At 69.0% G+C, this 17211-nt stretch carries 24 protein-coding genes; 15 read left to right on the forward strand and 9 right to left on the reverse strand.

What is annotated here, in order from left to right; translation table 11 throughout:
* The first annotated feature begins 6 nt into the window (after positions 1-6).
* The 15 genes from N5079_RS19790 to N5079_RS19860 all read left to right on the forward strand — a co-directional run bounded on the left by N5079_RS19790 (position 7) and on the right by N5079_RS19860 (position 13121).
* The gene (locus N5079_RS19790) at positions 7-222 is read left to right on the forward strand and encodes a hypothetical protein (RefSeq protein WP_261585417.1); all 216 of its coding nucleotides are present in this window, start codon (positions 7-9) and stop codon (positions 220-222) included.
* The gene (locus N5079_RS19795) at positions 219-1316 is read left to right on the forward strand and encodes a head-tail connector protein (protein WP_261585418.1); all 1098 of its coding nucleotides are present in this window, start codon (positions 219-221) and stop codon (positions 1314-1316) included. The genes N5079_RS19790 and N5079_RS19795 overlap by 4 nt, the downstream gene beginning before the upstream one ends.
* The gene (locus N5079_RS19800; protein ID WP_261585419.1) at positions 1316-1777 is read left to right on the forward strand and encodes a hypothetical protein; all 462 of its coding nucleotides are present in this window, start codon (positions 1316-1318) and stop codon (positions 1775-1777) included. The genes N5079_RS19795 and N5079_RS19800 overlap by 1 nt, the downstream gene beginning before the upstream one ends.
* A 9-nt stretch (positions 1778-1786) precedes the next feature.
* Positions 1787-1999: a hypothetical protein gene (locus tag N5079_RS19805; RefSeq protein WP_261585420.1), complete on the forward strand. Its 213-nt coding sequence runs from the start codon at positions 1787-1789 to the stop codon at positions 1997-1999.
* A 3-nt stretch (positions 2000-2002) separates the two neighbouring features.
* Positions 2003-3028: a phage tail tube protein gene (locus N5079_RS19810; RefSeq protein ID WP_261585421.1), complete on the forward strand. Its 1026-nt coding sequence runs from the start codon at positions 2003-2005 to the stop codon at positions 3026-3028.
* The gene (locus N5079_RS19815; protein ID WP_261585422.1) at positions 3025-3591 is read left to right on the forward strand and encodes a hypothetical protein; all 567 of its coding nucleotides are present in this window, start codon (positions 3025-3027) and stop codon (positions 3589-3591) included. Before N5079_RS19810 ends, N5079_RS19815 begins: the two co-directional genes overlap by 4 nt.
* A gap of 1 nt (position 3592) precedes the next feature.
* Positions 3593-3898, forward strand: a complete 306-nt coding sequence (locus N5079_RS19820; protein WP_261585423.1) for a hypothetical protein — start codon at positions 3593-3595, stop codon at positions 3896-3898.
* Between the two features lie 168 nt (positions 3899-4066).
* On the forward strand, positions 4067-7024 hold the full coding sequence (locus N5079_RS19825; RefSeq protein WP_261585424.1) for a hypothetical protein: 2958 nt from the start codon (positions 4067-4069) through the stop codon (positions 7022-7024).
* A 5-nt stretch (positions 7025-7029) separates the two neighbouring features.
* A complete protein-coding gene (locus N5079_RS19830; protein WP_261585425.1) occupies positions 7030-9426 on the forward strand; it encodes a LamG domain-containing protein in 2397 nt (798 codons plus the stop codon).
* On the forward strand, positions 9420-9881 hold the full coding sequence (locus N5079_RS19835) for a hypothetical protein (RefSeq protein ID WP_261585426.1): 462 nt from the start codon (positions 9420-9422) through the stop codon (positions 9879-9881). The genes N5079_RS19830 and N5079_RS19835 overlap by 7 nt, the downstream gene beginning before the upstream one ends.
* On the forward strand, positions 9882-10412 hold the full coding sequence (locus tag N5079_RS19840) for a hypothetical protein (protein WP_261585427.1): 531 nt from the start codon (positions 9882-9884) through the stop codon (positions 10410-10412).
* Positions 10413-10487: 75 nt separating this feature from the next.
* On the forward strand, positions 10488-10808 hold the full coding sequence (locus N5079_RS19845; RefSeq protein ID WP_261585428.1) for a hypothetical protein: 321 nt from the start codon (positions 10488-10490) through the stop codon (positions 10806-10808).
* Between the two features lie 563 nt (positions 10809-11371).
* Entirely contained in the window at positions 11372-12181 is an 810-nt protein-coding gene (locus tag N5079_RS19850; RefSeq protein WP_261585429.1) for an N-acetylmuramoyl-L-alanine amidase, read from the forward strand.
* On the forward strand, positions 12178-12570 hold the full coding sequence (locus tag N5079_RS19855; protein WP_261585430.1) for a hypothetical protein: 393 nt from the start codon (positions 12178-12180) through the stop codon (positions 12568-12570). Before N5079_RS19850 ends, N5079_RS19855 begins: the two co-directional genes overlap by 4 nt.
* Before the next feature lie 158 nt (positions 12571-12728).
* A complete protein-coding gene (locus tag N5079_RS19860; protein WP_261585431.1) occupies positions 12729-13121 on the forward strand; it encodes a hypothetical protein in 393 nt (130 codons plus the stop codon).
* A gap of 141 nt (positions 13122-13262) precedes the next feature.
* On the opposite strand, the gene N5079_RS19865 is transcribed toward N5079_RS19860, so the two are convergent.
* The 9 genes from N5079_RS19865 to N5079_RS19905 all read right to left on the reverse strand — a co-directional run bounded on the left by N5079_RS19865 (position 13263) and on the right by N5079_RS19905 (position 17188).
* The gene (locus tag N5079_RS19865) at positions 13263-13490 is read right to left on the reverse strand and encodes a hypothetical protein (protein WP_261585432.1); all 228 of its coding nucleotides are present in this window, start codon (positions 13488-13490) and stop codon (positions 13263-13265) included.
* A 114-nt stretch (positions 13491-13604) separates the two neighbouring features.
* Positions 13605-13886, reverse strand: coding sequence for a hypothetical protein (locus tag N5079_RS19870; RefSeq protein WP_261585433.1), 282 nt, complete (start codon positions 13884-13886; stop codon positions 13605-13607).
* A gap of 63 nt (positions 13887-13949) precedes the next feature.
* Positions 13950-14921, reverse strand: a complete 972-nt coding sequence (locus N5079_RS19875) for a tyrosine-type recombinase/integrase (protein ID WP_261585434.1) — start codon at positions 14919-14921, stop codon at positions 13950-13952.
* Positions 14922-15015: 94 nt separating this feature from the next.
* Entirely contained in the window at positions 15016-15555 is a 540-nt protein-coding gene (locus tag N5079_RS19880) for a M48 family metallopeptidase (protein ID WP_261585435.1), read from the reverse strand.
* A gap of 311 nt (positions 15556-15866) precedes the next feature.
* Positions 15867-16025: a hypothetical protein gene (locus N5079_RS19885; protein ID WP_261585436.1), complete on the reverse strand. Its 159-nt coding sequence runs from the start codon at positions 16023-16025 to the stop codon at positions 15867-15869.
* A 78-nt stretch (positions 16026-16103) separates the two neighbouring features.
* A complete protein-coding gene (locus tag N5079_RS19890; protein ID WP_261585437.1) occupies positions 16104-16280 on the reverse strand; it encodes a hypothetical protein in 177 nt (58 codons plus the stop codon).
* Positions 16281-16285: 5 nt separating this feature from the next.
* Entirely contained in the window at positions 16286-16540 is a 255-nt protein-coding gene (locus N5079_RS19895) for a hypothetical protein (protein WP_261585438.1), read from the reverse strand.
* A gap of 25 nt (positions 16541-16565) precedes the next feature.
* Positions 16566-16919, reverse strand: a complete 354-nt coding sequence (locus N5079_RS19900; protein ID WP_261585439.1) for a hypothetical protein — start codon at positions 16917-16919, stop codon at positions 16566-16568.
* A 20-nt stretch (positions 16920-16939) separates the two neighbouring features.
* Entirely contained in the window at positions 16940-17188 is a 249-nt protein-coding gene (locus tag N5079_RS19905) for a hypothetical protein (protein WP_261585440.1), read from the reverse strand.
* Positions 17189-17211 lie beyond the last annotated feature (23 nt).

The following is a 17211-nucleotide window of genomic DNA, read 5'->3' on the forward strand; positions in this document are numbered from 1 at the left end:
GACCACATGCCCCCGATCCCCACCACGCCGGACGAACTGCTCCTCACGGTCCGCGAGCTGTTCCCGCTCCAGTACCACGTCGCCGAGCTGACGCTGATCAACCGGCGCCAGGCCGAGATGCTCCACGAGCGCGACGAACAGCTCGCCCAGCTCACCCGCCCCCCGGCTGCCCCCGAACCCGAGGGCAGGCCGCAGCCCGGCGGCGAGGAGACCAGGTCATGACGATCGCCGTGGCGGGCCAGCCGATCACCCTGCTGGCCCAGTGGTACGACTACGCCGGCGGCCCGCCCGCCGACGTAGCCGGTGTGACGATCACCATCAGGAGGGTGTCCGACTCGGCCGTGGTCGTCGGCCCCACCTCGGCCGGTGTCGGCCACCCTGCGACCGGCGTCTACACCTACACTTGGCCGGTCCCCGCAGCTCAGCCCATCGGCGACTACCTGGTCGTGTGGTCCGGCACCGACCCCCAATCCGACGCCGTCACCGCGACCGAGCTGGTCACCGTGGCCGGCAGCGACGGCGTGACCTATCCCTTAACGCGGCTCACGACCACGGTCAGCAGCGGCGGAACACCCGTCGACCCTGCCACGGTCACGGTGACCGTTCTCCAGCCGGACGGCACCACGCTGGGGCCATTCACCGGCGTGCGTGACAGCGCCGGCACCTACCACTACGACTACACCCCGGCCATGGCCGGGCGGCATATCGCCCGGTGGGTCACCACCACACCGTCGGGGATGGACGAGGAACCGTTCGAGGTCTTCGCCACCTGGTCCGAGGCGGGCATCATCTCCCTGGCGGAGGCCAAAGCCCAACTGAACATCGCCTCAACGGACACCACCGATGACGAGGAGATCTCCGGGTTCATCCGGTCGGTGACGGCGATCTGCGAACGCTATGCCGGCGCGATCGTCCGCCGGACCCATGTCGAGAAGCACCGCGGCGGGTATGGCATCGCCCTGGCCTGGGCGCCGGTCCTGTCCCTGACCTCCGTCGCAGCGGTGGAAACCGGCGGGGTTGACCAGGAGGTGGCCGACCTCGACCTGGACGGCCCGACAGGGATTGTCCAGCGGAAGGACGGCCGGTACATGCGGGGCCCGTTCCGGGTCTCCTACGTGGCCGGCCGGACTGAGGTCCCGCCTGACATCCGGCAGGCGGCGCTCATCATCCTGCAGCACGTGTGGGACACCCAGCGCGGCCAGATGGGCACGGTCCGGGGGCGCTCCTCGGAGGAGCCCTGGGACCCGCGCAAGGGGTTCTCCATCCCCCGCAGAGCCTTGGAGTTGCTGGGCGACCCCATGCCGCTGGTCGGCTGATGGGCACCACATCGCGGGCCCCCGCCGTCATCGACGCGCTGGTGGCCCTTCTCCAGGCTGCGCCGGGCCTGTCTGGGGTGACCGTGTTCGACGGGCCGACCGTCACCGCGGCCAGCATCCGTGACCTCATCACGGTGGGCTGGGACGGCGACGACGACAACGACGAAGCCGTCCAGTCCGACCAGGCGTGGGCGGGGCTCGGCGCCAAGTCCAAGGACGAAACCCTCCTGATCACCTGCGCGGCCATCGCGTGGCGCGGCGAAACAGACGTCAAGCCGGTGCGGGACCGCGCGTACGCCCTCGTGGGTGAGGTGGAGACAGCGCTCCGCTCCGATCCGTCGCTGGGGTTCCCGCCACCCACAACGGTCGCTTTCGCGACCGGCAACGCCTACCAGCGCCAGACAGACGGCGGCGCGGAGGCCCGTGTGGTGTTCACCGTCGCAGTCCAGACCCGCATCTGAGGAGACAGCGTGGCCAGATTCAAAAACATCTCCGGCGATGACCGCCACGTCGGCCGCGCGGACGGGCCCGTCGTACGGGCAGGCGACGTCACCAGCATCGACGGCGGCGTGGTGGAGGAGCTCGACGACGCCTACATCGTCGGCGAGGGAGACGACGCGAGGGCGTGGCCTAAGGAGACGTGGGAGCTGGTCTCCGAGGCGAAGACCAGGAAGGCGGAGTAACACATGGCTACCGGATCGGGCCTTGACGCCCAGCTGGGGTTCGCGGCGGAGTCCACCGTGGGCACCGGCGTCACCGTGACGAAGTTCGTCGAGTTCGACAAGGAAGGCTTGCAGTTCGACGCGGGGTTCCTGGAGCCGACCGGGCTGCGGGTGGGTCGGAAGTTCAAGCGGGCGTCCCGGGTCGTCCAGTCCCGCAAGTCGGTGTCGGGCGACATTGAGCTGCAGGTGGCCTCGCGCGGCATGGGGCTGCTGTGGAAGCACGCTCTGGGCTCCACGGCCACGCCAACGGTCATCTCGGGTACGGCGTTCCGGCAGGTGCACACCCCGGTCGGGATGCAGGGCCTCGGCCTGACGATCCAGGTGGGTAGGCCGGAGCCGGCGAGCGGCACGGTGCGGCCGTTCACGTTCCGGGGCTGCAAGATCTCCGACTGGGAGTTCTCGCTTTCGGACGGCGAGGTGGCCAAGCTCAAGCTGAGCGTGGACGGCTGGGACGAGACCCTGGCGACCGCGCTCGCCACGTCCTCCTACACCAGCGCGAACCTGTACTCCTTCTCCCAGGCGGTGCTGAAGCTCGGCGGGACGGCGTCCACGACGACCGGCCTGATGAGCGTGGCGTCCGGCGTCCAGGTCGCCACCGTCATCAAGGACTTCAGCGTGAAGTACTCCACCCCGATGGCGACCGAGCGGTACGGCGTGGGCAACGCCGGGGTGAAGTCCGAGCAGTTGGAGAACGACTTCCCGGGCATCACGGGCAAGTTCGGCGCCGAGTTCTCGAAGGTCGAGCTGTATGACGTGTTCAAGGCGAACACGACGCTTGCCATGGAGTTCGTGATGACCGGCGCCGCGATCGGCGCATCTGGGTCCAATGACACCCTGTCGATCATCTGCCCGGCCATCAAAATCAAGTCCGCGACACCCACGGTCGACGGCCCGGACATCGTGTCCATGGACGTCGAATGGGAAGCCTACGACGACGAAACCAACGCCCCGATCCAGGTGATGGTCATCTCGGCGGACTCCACACTGTGACCCTCGACGTCAAGGTCACGGGCGCGCACCAGCTGTACGAGCTCAACCGGAAGCTCAGGGAAGCCAACAAGAAGCTCCCGGCGAAGCTGCGCAAGGGCATCCGGGACGGCGCCAAACCCGCAGTGCGAGCCACGAAGGCGGCGGTGCTTGCCATCCCGGTGAAGAACGCCCGCGGCGGGGGCCGGTCGCAGCGGCAGTCCCACCACTTCGAGCGCTCGAAGGGCAAGGACGAGGAGAAGCGGCGAACCAGCGCACGCCGACGGTCGGGGCTGCGCAGGACGATCGCGGGCGCCATCAAGGTGCAGATCAGAACCGGGGCGAAGACGGCCGCGGTGCGGATCCTGGTGGACGAGAAGCAACTGCCGCCGGATCAGCGGACGTTGCCACGCCACCTGGACTCGCCCAACGGGTGGCGTCACCCGACGTTCGGCCGTGACCCGTGGACGCACCAGCAGGGCCGACCGTGGTTCGAGACCACGATCCGCCGCCACCTCGCGGAGGTGCGGTCCGCCGTGTTGAAGGCGATGGATGAGATCGCCAACGAGATCGAAAGAGGAGTGTGACGTGCCAAGGATCGTCATCGGCGACGAGTCGGCGGAGTTCGACCTGAGCCGTCTGGCGCTGCACGAGGGCATCGCCATTCAGGACGCGACGGGCTGGCGGGTGACCGAGGTCGGCGACGCGATGGCAAAGGGCGACCTGAAGGCGGTCGCTGCGCTCGCGTGGATCGCCCTGAGGCGTATGGGCAAGGACGTGACCTTCGCGGACATCACCGAAGGCCGGTACCCGATCGACATCATGTCGATCAGGATCGAGACGGATGAGGAGCCGGACCCTACGCCCGCCGCAGGGGCGAACGCCTCGCCCTGAAGCGGCTCCGCTACCTGACCGCCCTCGCCTACCACTTCCACCTGACACCGAGCGACGTGGATCAGCTGACAGTCGTCGAGTTCGACCTGTTCTGCGCGGAAGTGGACCGCATCAACAAGCAGCACTCCGAGTCGTCGTGACCTGAATACGCCCTGACGGGGAGGTGCTGTGGCCTCCCTGTCGTTCGACATCTTCGCCCGCGACCACGCCAGCCGAGCATTCAGGAAACTGGGCGACGAGGCCGAACGCGCAGGCAAGAAGATTGACGGGCTCGGCGGGGCGACGGACGCGCTGCGCGGCCACACCGCAGCGCTCGGCGCCCACCTGCAAGCCCTCGGCGGCCACACCGCCACCCTGGCCGGCCACCTGCGAAACCTCGGCGGGCACTTCGCCACCCTCGTCGGGCAGGTCGGGCAGGTCGGCGCGACCATCGCCGTGGCGGCGGGGAAGCTGGCGACGCTGGCCGCTGCGGCGGCTTCCACCGCGTCAAGCGTCGGCGGGCTCGTCGCCGCTCTCGCGCCGGCCGCGGGGGCGTTGGCCGCCCTCCCGGGCGCGGTGGCGGCGTTCGCAGCCGCCAACACCGTTCTCAAGCTCTCCCTCTACGGCGTCAGCGACGCGATGAAGCACGCCTACGAGGGCGACATGAAGAAGTTCGAGGAAGACCTGGCGAAGCTCACCCCGACGGCCCAGTCGTTCGCGAAGGAGTTCCTCGACACCGTCCCGGCGATGAAGACGTTCCAGCAGGCCGCTCAGACGGGGTTCTTCTCCGAGCTGAACGGGAGCTTGGCGCACTTCGTTGACCTTCTCCGGGGCACCCAGCCGTGGATCTATGGGCTCGCGGTCAACATGGGCGCCGTTGTCCGGACGTTCGCGGAGTGGGCGACCGCCAGCACCAGCATTCAGGGGTTCAACACGATCCTGTCGGACACCTCCAGCCTCGTCACCGGCCTGCGTGCGGGGTTGCGGCCGTTGCTGCAAGGCTTCCTGGACCTGGCCGTCGTCGGCAGCGACTTCCTGAGCGGTTTCCAGGGCGGCCTCCGTGACACGCTGACCTCGTTCGGGCAGTGGATGAGCGAGATCGCCCGCTCCGGCCAAGCCATGGAGTGGATGAAGTCCGCGGTCGAGGTGTTCAAGCAGCTCGGGGCCATCGCCAAGGACCTCGGCGGCATCATCGGCGGCGTCCTCGACGCGATGAAAGCCAGCGGCGCGGGCGCTCTCGGGGTGCTCGGGCAGCTGCTCGACGGCATGAACCAGTGGGTCCACTCCGCGCAAGGCCAGCAGACCCTGGTCACGGTGTTCCAGTCGCTGCACCAGGTGGGGCAGGCGTTCCTGCCCGTTGTCACCGCGCTCGCGTCGGGGATCGGCGCCCTGGCTCCCACAGTGGCGTCCCTCGCCACGGCGATCGGGCCGGTGCTGACCGCCGCCATCACCGCGGTGGTGCCCGCCCTGCAGGCGTTGGGGCCGGGGCTGTTGGACCTGTTCGCCGGCGTCGGCAGAGGCGTGCAACTGCTGGGCCCGTCGCTGCTGGAGGTGGGGCGGGCGTTTTCTGGCCTGTTCTCCGCGGTCGCCCCGGTGATCCCCCAGCTCGCGCGGGGGGTCGCGGCGGCGGTTCCCGGCCTGGTGGTGCTGATGCGGGAGCTCGGCCGGGCGGTCGCCGAGCTGGGCCCGGCATTCGTCCCGCTGGGGCAGGCCATAGGGCGGGTGGTGGCGGTGGTGTCGCCGCTGCTGCCAATCTTCGCGGATCTGGCGGCGAAGGTGGTCGCGATCCTGGCTCCCGCGTTGGCGCCGCTGGCGGCGGCGTTCGTCGACCTTGTTAAGGCGGTCACCCCGCTGGTCCCGGTGGTCGCCCAGGTGGCGGCCCTGATCGCGACGTCGTTCGCGTCGGGGCTGCAGGCGGTGATGCCGTCGATTCAGGTCCTGGTGGGCGCGCTCGCCCAGGCCCTCCGCGCCCTGGAGCCCATCATCCCCGCCGTGGTGACACTCGGGGCCACCCTGATCAACCAGCTGGTGCCCGCCCTGGCTCCGCTGCTCCCGCAGATCGCCACCCTGGTCACGCACCTGGTGACGGGTCTACTCCCGGCGCTAACCCCCCTCATCCCGGTGATCGTGCAGGTCGCGAAGGCGGCCGGGGAGCAACTCCTGCGGATCCTGGAAATGATCGCCCCGTACCTGCCGGACATGGTGACCGCATTCGGTGAACTGCTCGTCGCGCTCACGCCGCTGATCCCGCCCGTGCTGGAGCTGGTGAAGGCCCTGGTCCCGCTGATCCCGATCGCGACGGACGTCATCCGGCTGCTGACGAACATCGCTACGGCGGTCATGCCCATCCTCACGACCGCCATCCAGGCCAACACCTGGGCGACCAGCTTGTTCGTGGACGCCGTGAAGTGGCTCGTCGACAAGGTCGTCGGGGCGTTCCAATGGCTGTACGACACCCTCGTCGGACACTCGATCATCCCGGACCTGATCAACGGGATGACGCAGTGGTTCCGCAACGGCGTCGACTGGATCGGCAACGCGCTCGCCTGGTTCGGCAACCTACCAGGGATGCTCGCCAACTGGTTTGGCAACGCCAAGGACGCCGCGATCGGGAAGTTCGGTGAATTGGTCAATTCGGTTCGCGGCATCCCGGGCGCCATCGTGAGCGCCCTGGGCAACCTCGGCTCACTGCTGTACAACAGCGGCCGCAGCATCATCCAGGGCCTGATCGACGGGCTGTACAGCATGCTGCAGGGCGCGTACAACGCGGCGGCGGACATTCTCAACCAGATCCGCAGCTTGTTCCCGTTCTCCCCAGCCAAGGAAGGCCCGTTCAGCGGGCGCGGGTGGACGCTGTACTCCGGCATGTCGCTGGGTGAGGGCCTGGCGGAGGGCATGGGCAGGGCATCCGGGCTGGTGCGGTCCGCCGCCGAGCGGATGGTCGGGATGGCGTCCATCGGTGCGACTATCACCCCGGCGTTGGCCGCCTCCCAGGTGCCGGTGGTGGCGGCCGGCGGCTCGCCAACCATCATCAACGTCAACTTCGGCGGGCAGCCGCTGGTCGGCGAGGACGACATCATCCGCATGGTCGTCAGGGCGATCAACCAGGCCCCGGCGCGCGGGTTCAACCTCGGGGTGGTGGGCTGACGGTGATGCCGCAGTTGTTTTGTGAGATCGCGTTCACGAAGGACACCGCCGACGGGTCGCCGCTGTGGACAGACGTTACCCAGTACGTGCAGTGGTGGAACGGGGTGCGGATCTCCCGCCGCCGCTCGCACGAACTGGACGAGGTGCAGCCGGGGACGCTCGCGCTCGCCCTGGATAACACCGATGGCCGGTTCACGGCTGGGCGCGCCGCCTCGCCGTACTACCCGAACGTGAAGCTGAACCGGATGATCCGCATCCGCGCGAAGTGGCCGGGCGGGGTCAACCTGCTGCTGTCCGGGCAGGCCAAGGGCAGCGACATCAGCCTGTTCTCCGGCAGCCAGGGAAGCCTGGTGGTGGACACGGGTGTGTTCCCGGCGGGGCAAACGACCTCGATCCGGTGGATCGCGGGCACCCTTTCGAACGGCACGTTCCTGCGTATCGGGACGAAGAGCATCGCTTCCCCGACGGATGAGGCGTACAACGTCACCGCCGGGGTGACGTACTCGATCCAGTGCCAGGCCCGGCGGGACGCCAGTTTCGCGGCCACGATGGCGTTGCGGGTGCGCTGGTATGACAAGAACGGCGCGCAGATCTCCGACACGACCGGGACTGGGGTCACGCTCACCACGTCGTTTCAGGTGATCACCTACTCGCCGACCGCCCCGGCGGGGGCTGTGTGGGCCCGCATCGTGCTGGTCTCCACCGCATCCACGGGCGGCGCGGTTGTCATCTACACGGGGGCGTGGCAGTTCGAGCAGGCCGCGTCACCGACGGCCTGGGTGGACCCCGGCCAGCAGTACATCCGGTTCACCGGGTTCGTCGACAAGTGGCCGCACTCGTGGTCCAACGGGGTGCTGGGCGTAGTACAGATCTCGGCGACGGACCGGCAGAAGCTGCTCTCTCGCGACAAACTTCGGGGCGCGCTGGCCGAGGAGATCCTGTCGGCAAGCCCGGTGTTCTACTACCCGCTGGGAGAGCCCGAGGATGCCACGAGCGCGGGAAACCTCGCCATCGTGAATCAGCCGGACTTGATTACTCAGACGACCGGCATCGCGGTCGAGGATGCGCTCACCTTCGAGACGAAGGGCGGACCAGACGCCAGCACCGGAGTGATGCTCAACCCGGCCACCACCACGGACGGGAAGCTTCTCGGCGTTCCGATGCTGTACACCGCCCTGGGCGGTACCGCCGGCATGTCCCTCGCGGCCTGGGTCAACTTCATCACCCCGTGGAGCATCGACTCCCGGATCATCTACGCCGACGACGGGTCGGACACCACCCACGTGCGGGTGAACTACAACCCGTCGAGCGACACCCTGACAGTCGGCGTCCGCACAGCGTCCGGCTCCTACGTGTCCACCACCACGTCGTTCAACCTTGAAAACAGCCTGCATCTTGTCGTGGTGACACTGCAGCTGACCGGCGGCAACATACTGATCAAGGCGTATGTTGACGGCACCCTCGCGATCAACACGACCAACGCCACGCCCGTCACCGTGTGGCCGTCCCTACCGCGCGTCCGAGTGGGCGGGCTCCCCGGAACCGCTCTGGACCCGCCGCAGCTCATGAAGGGGCTGTTGGCGAGCGTGGCCGGATGGAACACCGTCCTGTCTGCCGCTCAGGTCACCAACATGTACGGGGCACGGACCGCCTTCGCGGGTGAACTGTCCGGGGCCCGGGCGGGGCGGATCGCCACCTGGTCGGGCGTAACCAGGACAGCGTTCGACGTCGGGTCCTCGCAGATGGACCGCCACCCCTCCACGGAGCAGTCGCCCCTGGCGGCGTTCAAGATGGTCGCCAAGTCCGAAGGCGGAATTTTCTTCATCTCTGGGGACGACACGGCGACCATGCACGGCCGGTCACGGCGGCAACTCCCGTCTACGCCAACCTTCACACTCACCGCCGACCAATGCGGCGACGACCTCAACTTCACCATGGACGACCAGCTCCTGATCAACGACTTGCAGGTGTCGCGGAGCGGCAAGACCGTCACCAGAGCGATCAACCAGGCGTCGATCAGCGCAAACGAGGGCTCCTACACCGCATCCATCGACACCTTGCTCTACACCGACAGTGAGGCGATCGACAGGGCCAATTACACGCTGTCCACGTACGGCACGCCGCAGCCAAGGGCCGGACAGATCCGGGTGGACGCCCATTTCATCGGCACAGTGTGGCCGCAGATGCTCGCCAGCGAGATCGGCCAGCGCTTGCAGGTGACCAGCCTGCCCAGCGAGGCCCCTGCGAGCAGCCTGGACCTGTGGTGTGAGGGCGTCGCCGAGTCCATCACGGATCAGACGTGGAGCTTCACCTTCGACACCTCGCCCGTCCGGAACACCTCGCTGTTCATCCTCGACGACCCGGTGTACGGGACGCTCGACGCTAACTACCTGGGATGGTGAACGTGGTCGTCCGCGCCCCCTTGCGGTTCCTCGACCAGGCGATTTTCGCCCCTCGGCCGCTCACGTCGTGGGAGGCGTACTGGGCGCTCGCCGACTCTCGCAAGGCGATGACTGGGCAGCCGCCTGTGCCCCGCCCGACCGGGCACAACCCCACCATCTCGGCGTGGGCGCGGGTAGACGACGGGCGGTGGATCGCGGACTGCCCGCACGGGTGCGGTGCGGCATTCAACCTCCCGGCGAACTCGACGTGGTTTTGGTGCACCGAGTGCGCTGGGGGAGGGCAGGGCCACACGGTCGCGCTGGTATGGCCGGAAGGCGCGGAGCGTCTCACGGTGAACTTGGAGTCGCTGCCGACGACTCTGCAGTTCTGGCCGTGCGCGGCGTGCCGCCCTCACCTGGCGGACGGTGCGGGCGTGTGCCCGTCATGTCGAGGCATGCAGGGGCTGGAGGTCTAAGTGGCCACCCTCCCTAACCCCCGCACCTGGACGGTCGGCGAGCTTCTCACCGGGGCGAAGCTGAACGCGGAACTCCGCGACAACCTGAACTTCCTGCTATCGCCGCCGACCGCGCTTCTGTGGGCGAGCGCAGACCAGTCCCTCACGCATGCCACATGGGGGGCCATTTCGTGGGCGAGTGAGCAGTACGACAACGACGGCGGCCACAGCAACAGCACCAACCCCAGCAGGTTCACCGCTCAGACGGCGGGCTGGTACAAGCTCATAACCACAGGCTCGTTCAACAGCAGCACGTCGGGCACGTTGCGAGGCCTCAAGTTCAGGAAGAACGGCACCACCGACTACGGCGAACTGCTGGACGGCATGGCGTCCAATGGTGTCGCGTCCCTGATCACGTCTGCTGTCGTCCAGTTGGCCGTCAACGATTACGTCGAGGTGCTCGCCTACCAGGACACAGGCGGGTCCCTGACCTGGAACAGGACCATCGACACGACAGTCAACTACTTCTACATCCGGTGGATGAACCCCTAGCCGCTGCGCACAGCTCGCAGGCCCACACCACCACGCAGGGATGTCAGGCACCTCTCCAGCAGACAAGGGGGCGATGTGGCCGATGAGCCGTCAGCCGGTGAACTCCTCCGCCGCATCGATGGCCTGACCGCCGTGACCGCGCAACTCGTCACACGCACCGAGTACGCCGCCGACCGGCGCTACGACGACCGCCGCTTCGCCGAGATCGAGAAAGACGTAGCCGAGCTCGGCAGGACCCTCACCGAGGAGATGAAGGCGCTGCGACGCAGCATCGACGCCGCCGCCGAGAAACGGGGCACCAACGCCCGTCAGGCCGTGTACGCGGGGTTGCTGCCCGCCGTCCTGGTGCTGCTGGGGATCGCCGTGCAGATCTGGATCGCACTGAAAGGCCCGTGATGGCGGAACATGCAAGGCGCGTCCGCCGGTACTGGGTGGTCGTGGTCGCTGTGTTGGGCTTCGGCGTCCTGTTCTTCTACGTCTCAACCCAGGTGGGGTCGCTCAGCGACCGGTTGCGGCAGGCCGAGGCGGACCGTGAGGTTTTGGCCCGGCAGGTCACCCAGCTTGGTGGCGTGCCGAGGGTGAGCCCCGGCCCTCCCGGGGCGCGTGGCGACGCTGGCCCTCAGGGGCCGCAGGGTGTGATGGGACCGCGCGGGCCGCAGGGCGTGGCCGGCTCTCCGGGGCCGACAGGCAAAGCGGGGGCGTCTGGTCTTCCCGGCCGCCCTGGTGTGCCGGGCCCGCAGGGAAGTCCCGGGCCGGCGGGCCCCAGCGGACCGCCGGGACCTACAGGTCCAGCGGGGGACCGCGGACCCCAGGGTGAGAAGGGCGACCCGGGGCCTCGCGGCGAGCAGGGGCCGCCGCCGTCCTCATGGACGTACACCCTTGCCGGGGTCACCTGGACGTGCACGCCGGCCAGTCCGGGATCCACCACCTACACCTGCCGAGCGGATGGGACGTGACCCATGAAGATGATCGCAGGCAACCCGCGGCACACCTCCGGCCAGCAGTCTGCTGTGAACCGGATCGTCATCCACGCCACCGTGTCCCCCTGCGTCAGGGGCGGCGCCCGCTCGGTCGCCGTGTTCTTCCAGTCGGACAGCGCCGGTGGCAGCGCCCACTACGTCGTGGACCCGGGCGAGGTCATCCAGTGCTACACGGAGCGGACCATCTGCTGGCACGCGCCCCCGAATACCGGGTCGATCGGTGTGGAGTTGTGCGACCCACAGAAGGGCCCGGGGTCGCGTTGGGGTGATGCCGCCCACGAGGCGATGCTGCAGCAGGCGGCCCGCCTTGTACGGCAGATCGCGGCCCGCTGGGACGTCCCGCTGCGCCAGCTGAGCGTGGCCGACGTGAAGGCCGGCCGCCGCGGAATCTGCGGGCACGCCGATGTGAGCAAGGCCTTCCGCAAGACCGACCACACCGACCCGGGTGAGGCGTTCCCCTGGGACCACTTCATGGACCTGGTGAAGGGGGAGGAGCCAAAGCCCGTCCCGACGCCCGAGCACGACGACAACCCGGTGCCGGAGTTCGAGCGGACGCTGCGCGTGGCCTCGCCGATGCTGCGCGGCGACGACGTCAAGACGTGGCAGGCCAAGGCCCGCCGGTTCTCCCCGTCGCTGGCCGTGGACGGCTGGTACGGCGCGGACTCCCGGCGGGCGTGCGAGGCGATCCAGCGCGAGGTCGGCATGCCCGTGACGGGCGTGGTCGACGCGGAAACCTGGCTCCTGACGTGGGTCTGGGAGCCGGACACCACGAAGGAGAAATCATCGTGAGGAGAATCCTCGCCCTTGTCGCTGCGGCGCTACTCGCGGCCTGCATGGTGGGCGTCGGCGTGGCCGCGTCCGCCCCGTCGGAGCCCGCGAAGGCGTACGGCGGCTGTGTGTCCCGCTCGACCGGTTACCTGCGGGTGCTGGAGAGGGGCAACCTGGCCAAGAGCACGGCCGGGGCGTGCAAGAGCACCGAACGGAAGATCACCTGGCCGAGCCGTAGCGGCGTGGTCTTCCCGAGCAAGCTCGTCTTCAAGCGTGCGCTCGCCACGGAGACGTGCGCCAAGGACGCGGCCACCTCAACGAGCTCGGCGTGGGTGTTCTCGTGCACCACCGTCGTGGTCACCCCGTCGCCCGTTCCGTCCCCGACCCCCACGCCGTCGGCGTCGAACTGACACCTCCGGCAACTATCAACTCCGCGTTAATAGTTGCCGTCTACCTGCGGCAACAGCCGTAGATGACCTTGCTCTTATAGTTTTCCGCCCCGACTTGAGGGGCCATCCCCCCATCGTCCCGCCGATGTACGGCGGGCTGTCCCCGAGGAGGGGCACCCATGAAGATCTTCGGTCGCGAACCGGCTGTCATCCTGCACGCACTCCAGGCCGTCCTCGCGTTCCTCGTGACACTCCCAGCGCTCAACTCACTCGGCCTCACCGCCGAGGTGTCCGGCTGGGTCATGACGATCGCCGCCGGGCTCGTCGCGCTGCTCGTCGCCGTGGCCACCCGCCCGTTCGTCGTGTCCGCCGCGACCGGCGCCGTGCAGACGATCCTGACGGGGCTCGTCGCGTTTGGGCTCCCGCTGTCGGAGCAGTCCACGGGCGCCCTGGTCGCCGCGCTGAACGTCGTGCTCATGCTGCTGATGCCGCTCGGGCTCACTCCGGCCGCCGACCCTGACCCCAAGTTCGTGCGGGCCCAGCGCCGGGCCATCCCACGCCGGGTCCTGTAGCCTGTCGAGCACAAGGCTTCGATTACCCCGATCGAGTGCGCCGTAGGCGCCGGGCTCCGGCCCTAGGGGAACCGCAAGAGGACGCCCTCGCTCTCCTTCGGGGGGCGGGGGCGTCTTCGTCGTTTCTGTCGGTGCCCGCGTCTACTCTGCGCGTGAGGGATCTGCTCGGTCCCCGGCGTCGCCCGCCTCACCCCCCGTCGAGGCGGGCGGCGTCGTCTCAAGGGCGAACCACCGTTCCCGCCGCTGCCGATGGGCCGTCATCACGATCAGCTCCGCGATCCGGTCGTCAGCGCTCATCTCCACCGCGTCATCCTCCTCTACGGCCGGAGCCCCGGCCCTCCCCTCCAGCAGAGCCGGGACCAGGGTCATCCTGCACTCCGCGGCGGCCGTGCGGCTGGTGCTCGCAGTCCTGGAACACCAAGCGCCCCCAACCCGCGTCAGGCGGGGTGGGGGCGCTTTTCGTCATGCCCGGGGGCGTACGGTTTACTGCTCTACACGCTGGAGATGGCCCGGCGGCACGCCCTCAGAACGGCCGCTATCCCAGACGACGTTGACCCACGCGCACAACCCAAGGATCGACCCGTAGGCGTAGCCGGGCGTGTAGGACTCCTCCCTGCACGGGGTGACTGTGCCGCGCTCGCCCGTGCCGGGCCATCCGTGGAGGCCTTCGCTGAGGCGGACCCGCTGCCCCACAGGGAACCGCTCGACAACGCGGCTCGGGCTCATCAGCGGGTGGATGTTCGTACCGGGTGCTACGGGGCTCATGGGTCCATCCTCTCGCAATATCACGATCGCTACGGGTAGCTCATAATCCGCGTTAACGGCCACTCATCCGAGGACGGCGGCAACGAGTTGCGACGGGTCATGCTCGAGCTGATTCGCGGCATGGATGTACACCGCTGTCGTCCCCTCCGACGCGTGACCGAGCGCGTCCTTCAGCCGGGACGTCTGAGCACCCCGCGCGTTGGCGATCGTGGCGAAGGTGTGACGCAGCGAATGAGGCGTCACCCGCTCCGGCTGCTCGAGGCCCGCCTCACGGGCGATCCGCTGAACGAGGTCGAATAGGTACCGCCTCGAGAGCGGCCGCCCGCTCGCCGTGGCGAACAACGGGCCGGTGAGCTCGCCCACGGCCACGCCCGCCGCGGCTGCGCGCCGTGAGAGATAGCGGTCCACGGCGGCCGCCGGCGCGGGGGGCAGATTCCGAACCCGGACCTTCTGGCCCTTGCCCACAATCCGCACCGTGCGGAACCCACGCTCGTATCCGAGTGACGACACCTCGAGGGCGCACACCTCGGAGACGCGGGGACCAATCGACAACATCAAGCGGATGACCGCCTCAGTCCTCACCGCCTCGGGGGACCGGTCGGCGGCTGCCGCGGACACCATCGCCCGCGCTTCGTCCTCAAGGAGGCCGCGGGTCTCCGAGTGTGTCCGGTCGAGTCGCGGCCGCGCGGCCGCCGTGAACCGCGGGGAGGGGATCGCGTCCTCCTCGAACAGGTAGGTGTACCAGGAGGAGACCGCGGCGAGCTTCGCCGCCACCGTGGCGGGCTTGCTGTTGCGGGGCGGGACCTCGAGCCACCGCGCCCACAGATTCCCGTCCCCCCGGGATGCAGTCAACGGGTCGATCCCGGCATCGGCGGCGAACGCCAGCCACTGGGCGAGGTGCACCCGGTACGCCCGGCGGGTCGCCGGCGAACGGAACGACAGCAGCCACTGCATCGTCAGCCGCTGGATCTCGTCGGGCAGCGGGGAGGGCAGCTCGAGGTCCCCGGCGGCTGCGCGCTCGAGAGTGTGGCTCACGGTGCTCCTTGTGGGTGGGTTGGCCGACGTTGATTCACGGCACGGGTTGCCGACGGCGGGATGGTGCGGATTCTCTACGGGATCAGGCCCGGCGTCAGGGGATCGTTTGCCGACAGGGCTGGGTCGCGGGAATAGTCATTTCGGCGAGCCGCGCCGCCCGGGCGCGCACCGTCGGGTGGCCGGCCACCAGCCAGCCGCCCCAGCGGACCCAGCGGGGTTCGGTGTGCGCGCAGTCGTCCACCATGGCGGCGACCGCGCGGGCACCCGGAAACCCGGCGGCGTTCAGAAGCGCGACGGCGTGCTCGTCGGCCGCATACTCGCAGCGGCGGCACAGCCAGTCCGAGACGAGGCGGCACATGCCTGCCGCGGCGAACAGCACGGCAGCCACCCAAGTGAGGTGCAGCGAAAGCGCGGCCAAGCCGCACCCGACCGCAGCGTTCATAGCGTGAGCCAGGAAGAACAGGGCGCGATTCCGGGGATGGCCGAGGTGGTGGTGCGCCACCTCATGGGCGAGGACACCGTGAAGGATCAGGTCGTTCGCGTCCAAGAGGTCGGCGCCGAGCGTCACGGTGGTGGCCTGACCGCATCGGGTGGGCGAGGTCGCGACGGCCTGGTCGCCGAGGCTCGGGTCCACCCACACCAGGAGTCGGGGGAGTCCGGCCGCGCGACGCAGGGCGTCAGCGGCTCGGGGAAGGTCGGTGGTCGGTGCCTTGCTAGCTGCGCGAGAAGGGGCGGGTCGGTAGTGGAGGACGAAGGTTCCCCAGCTACCCCGGGTCATTGCCCAGCCGGGGCGTCGGCGGATCAGGGACTGATACATGGGTCTCTCCGAAGGGTGGGGCGTCCCGCCCCGGGGGAAGAGGGCGTGACGCCGCGGTGTCAGACGCCGGCCGGGACGGGCCCGGTCTTCACGGCCGTCTCGAACGCGTCGGGCGCGATCCGCAACGGTCAGCGCATCCGCTTGTATCGCTCGTATCCGGCCTGGACTGCGGCCTGCCCTGCGGCCCGGAGGCTCTCCGCCTCCTTCTCCCTGCCGGGCTTGACGACGAGGCGGCCTTCCCTGACCTTGCCGGTCTTCGGGTCGAGGTACTTCATCTTGTCGCCCATCGTTTTCTCCTCTCGTTGGTGGAGCTGACTGCTCCGGCTGTCCCCGCCCGCGCTGTGTCGGGCGGGGACCCGCAACGGTCAGCAGCACGGCCAGGCGCGTTTGCCGCACGTTGGGCAGGGCGGGGGTTGGACCACTTCCGCTTTGCCGCCCTTCTTCTCGATGCGGCGGGCCAGGTCCTTGGCGCTGGCCTTGGTGCGGTACCGCCCGTCCGGCATGGCGTACTCGTTGACGACGACGTATCGGCCTTTGCCCATGGCGGTCAGAGCCACCACTTCCGCGACCGCTCCGCGGTCTTCCGGAAGTCCCGCGCGTTAGCCGCCGCGACTCTGCGGTTGGAGTCGTGCTGCCGGATCATGTACCTGTCGGCGGCGGGGTCCTGGCTCTTGCCGGAGGCCAGACTCCGCCTGTAGGCGTCCGCCTTCCGCGCTTCCGCACGGGCTGTCGCGGCCTCCTGATCGGCGCGCTTGTCCCACTCTTGGGCGCGTATCTGGCCCTTCTTGTTGAACAGACCCATGTCGGGGTCTCCCTTCTTGGTGGGGTTACAGGTCGGCCGTGACCCGGTCGGTCACGGCCAGGACGGTGAACTCGCGGACGGGCGCCGCCTCCATCTCCAGCACCCGGCGCGCCACCAGCATCCGCCGCGGCGTCGGGGCGGGCGCGGGGAGGCGGTTGAGCACCTTCACGGGCTGCATCACCCTCGCCAGGACGGCGACGACAGCGACCGCTAGCACGGGCGGCGCGGCCACTAGCAGGGCCACCGTCTGGACGCCGGCCACCACGGTCAGGGCGACCACGGCGGCCGCGGTGAGGACGGTGATCGCGCGGCGCGGGGTCGCGACGAGTTCGAGCAGCAGGCTCGCGTCGAGGACGCTGGCCTTGGCGGGTGAGCACATGACGATCTCCTCCGTGGGGGTCAGCCGAATAGCCGGCTGACACCCTTCGGTCTGGCCCCGGCCTGCCGGAGCGCGTCCTCCTGCAACTTGTCGGCCTTCCGTTTGCCGACGGTGCGCTCCAGCTCCTGCCGGGCGCGTCTCTTCTGCGAGCTGTTCACCTCGTGGCCGTTGGCCGCGATGGCCAGCGCGCGGAGGTCGTTCGACGACTGGCCCTTGCCCTTCAAAGCGGCGAGCTGGGCGTCGGTCATCTTGCTGCTGAACAGACCCACGGGGGGTCTCCCTTCTGGTGGGT

The sequence above is a fragment of the Planotetraspora sp. A-T 1434 genome, from assembly GCF_025420585.1.
Lineage (GTDB): Bacteria > Actinomycetota > Actinomycetes > Streptosporangiales > Streptosporangiaceae > JAOEGB01.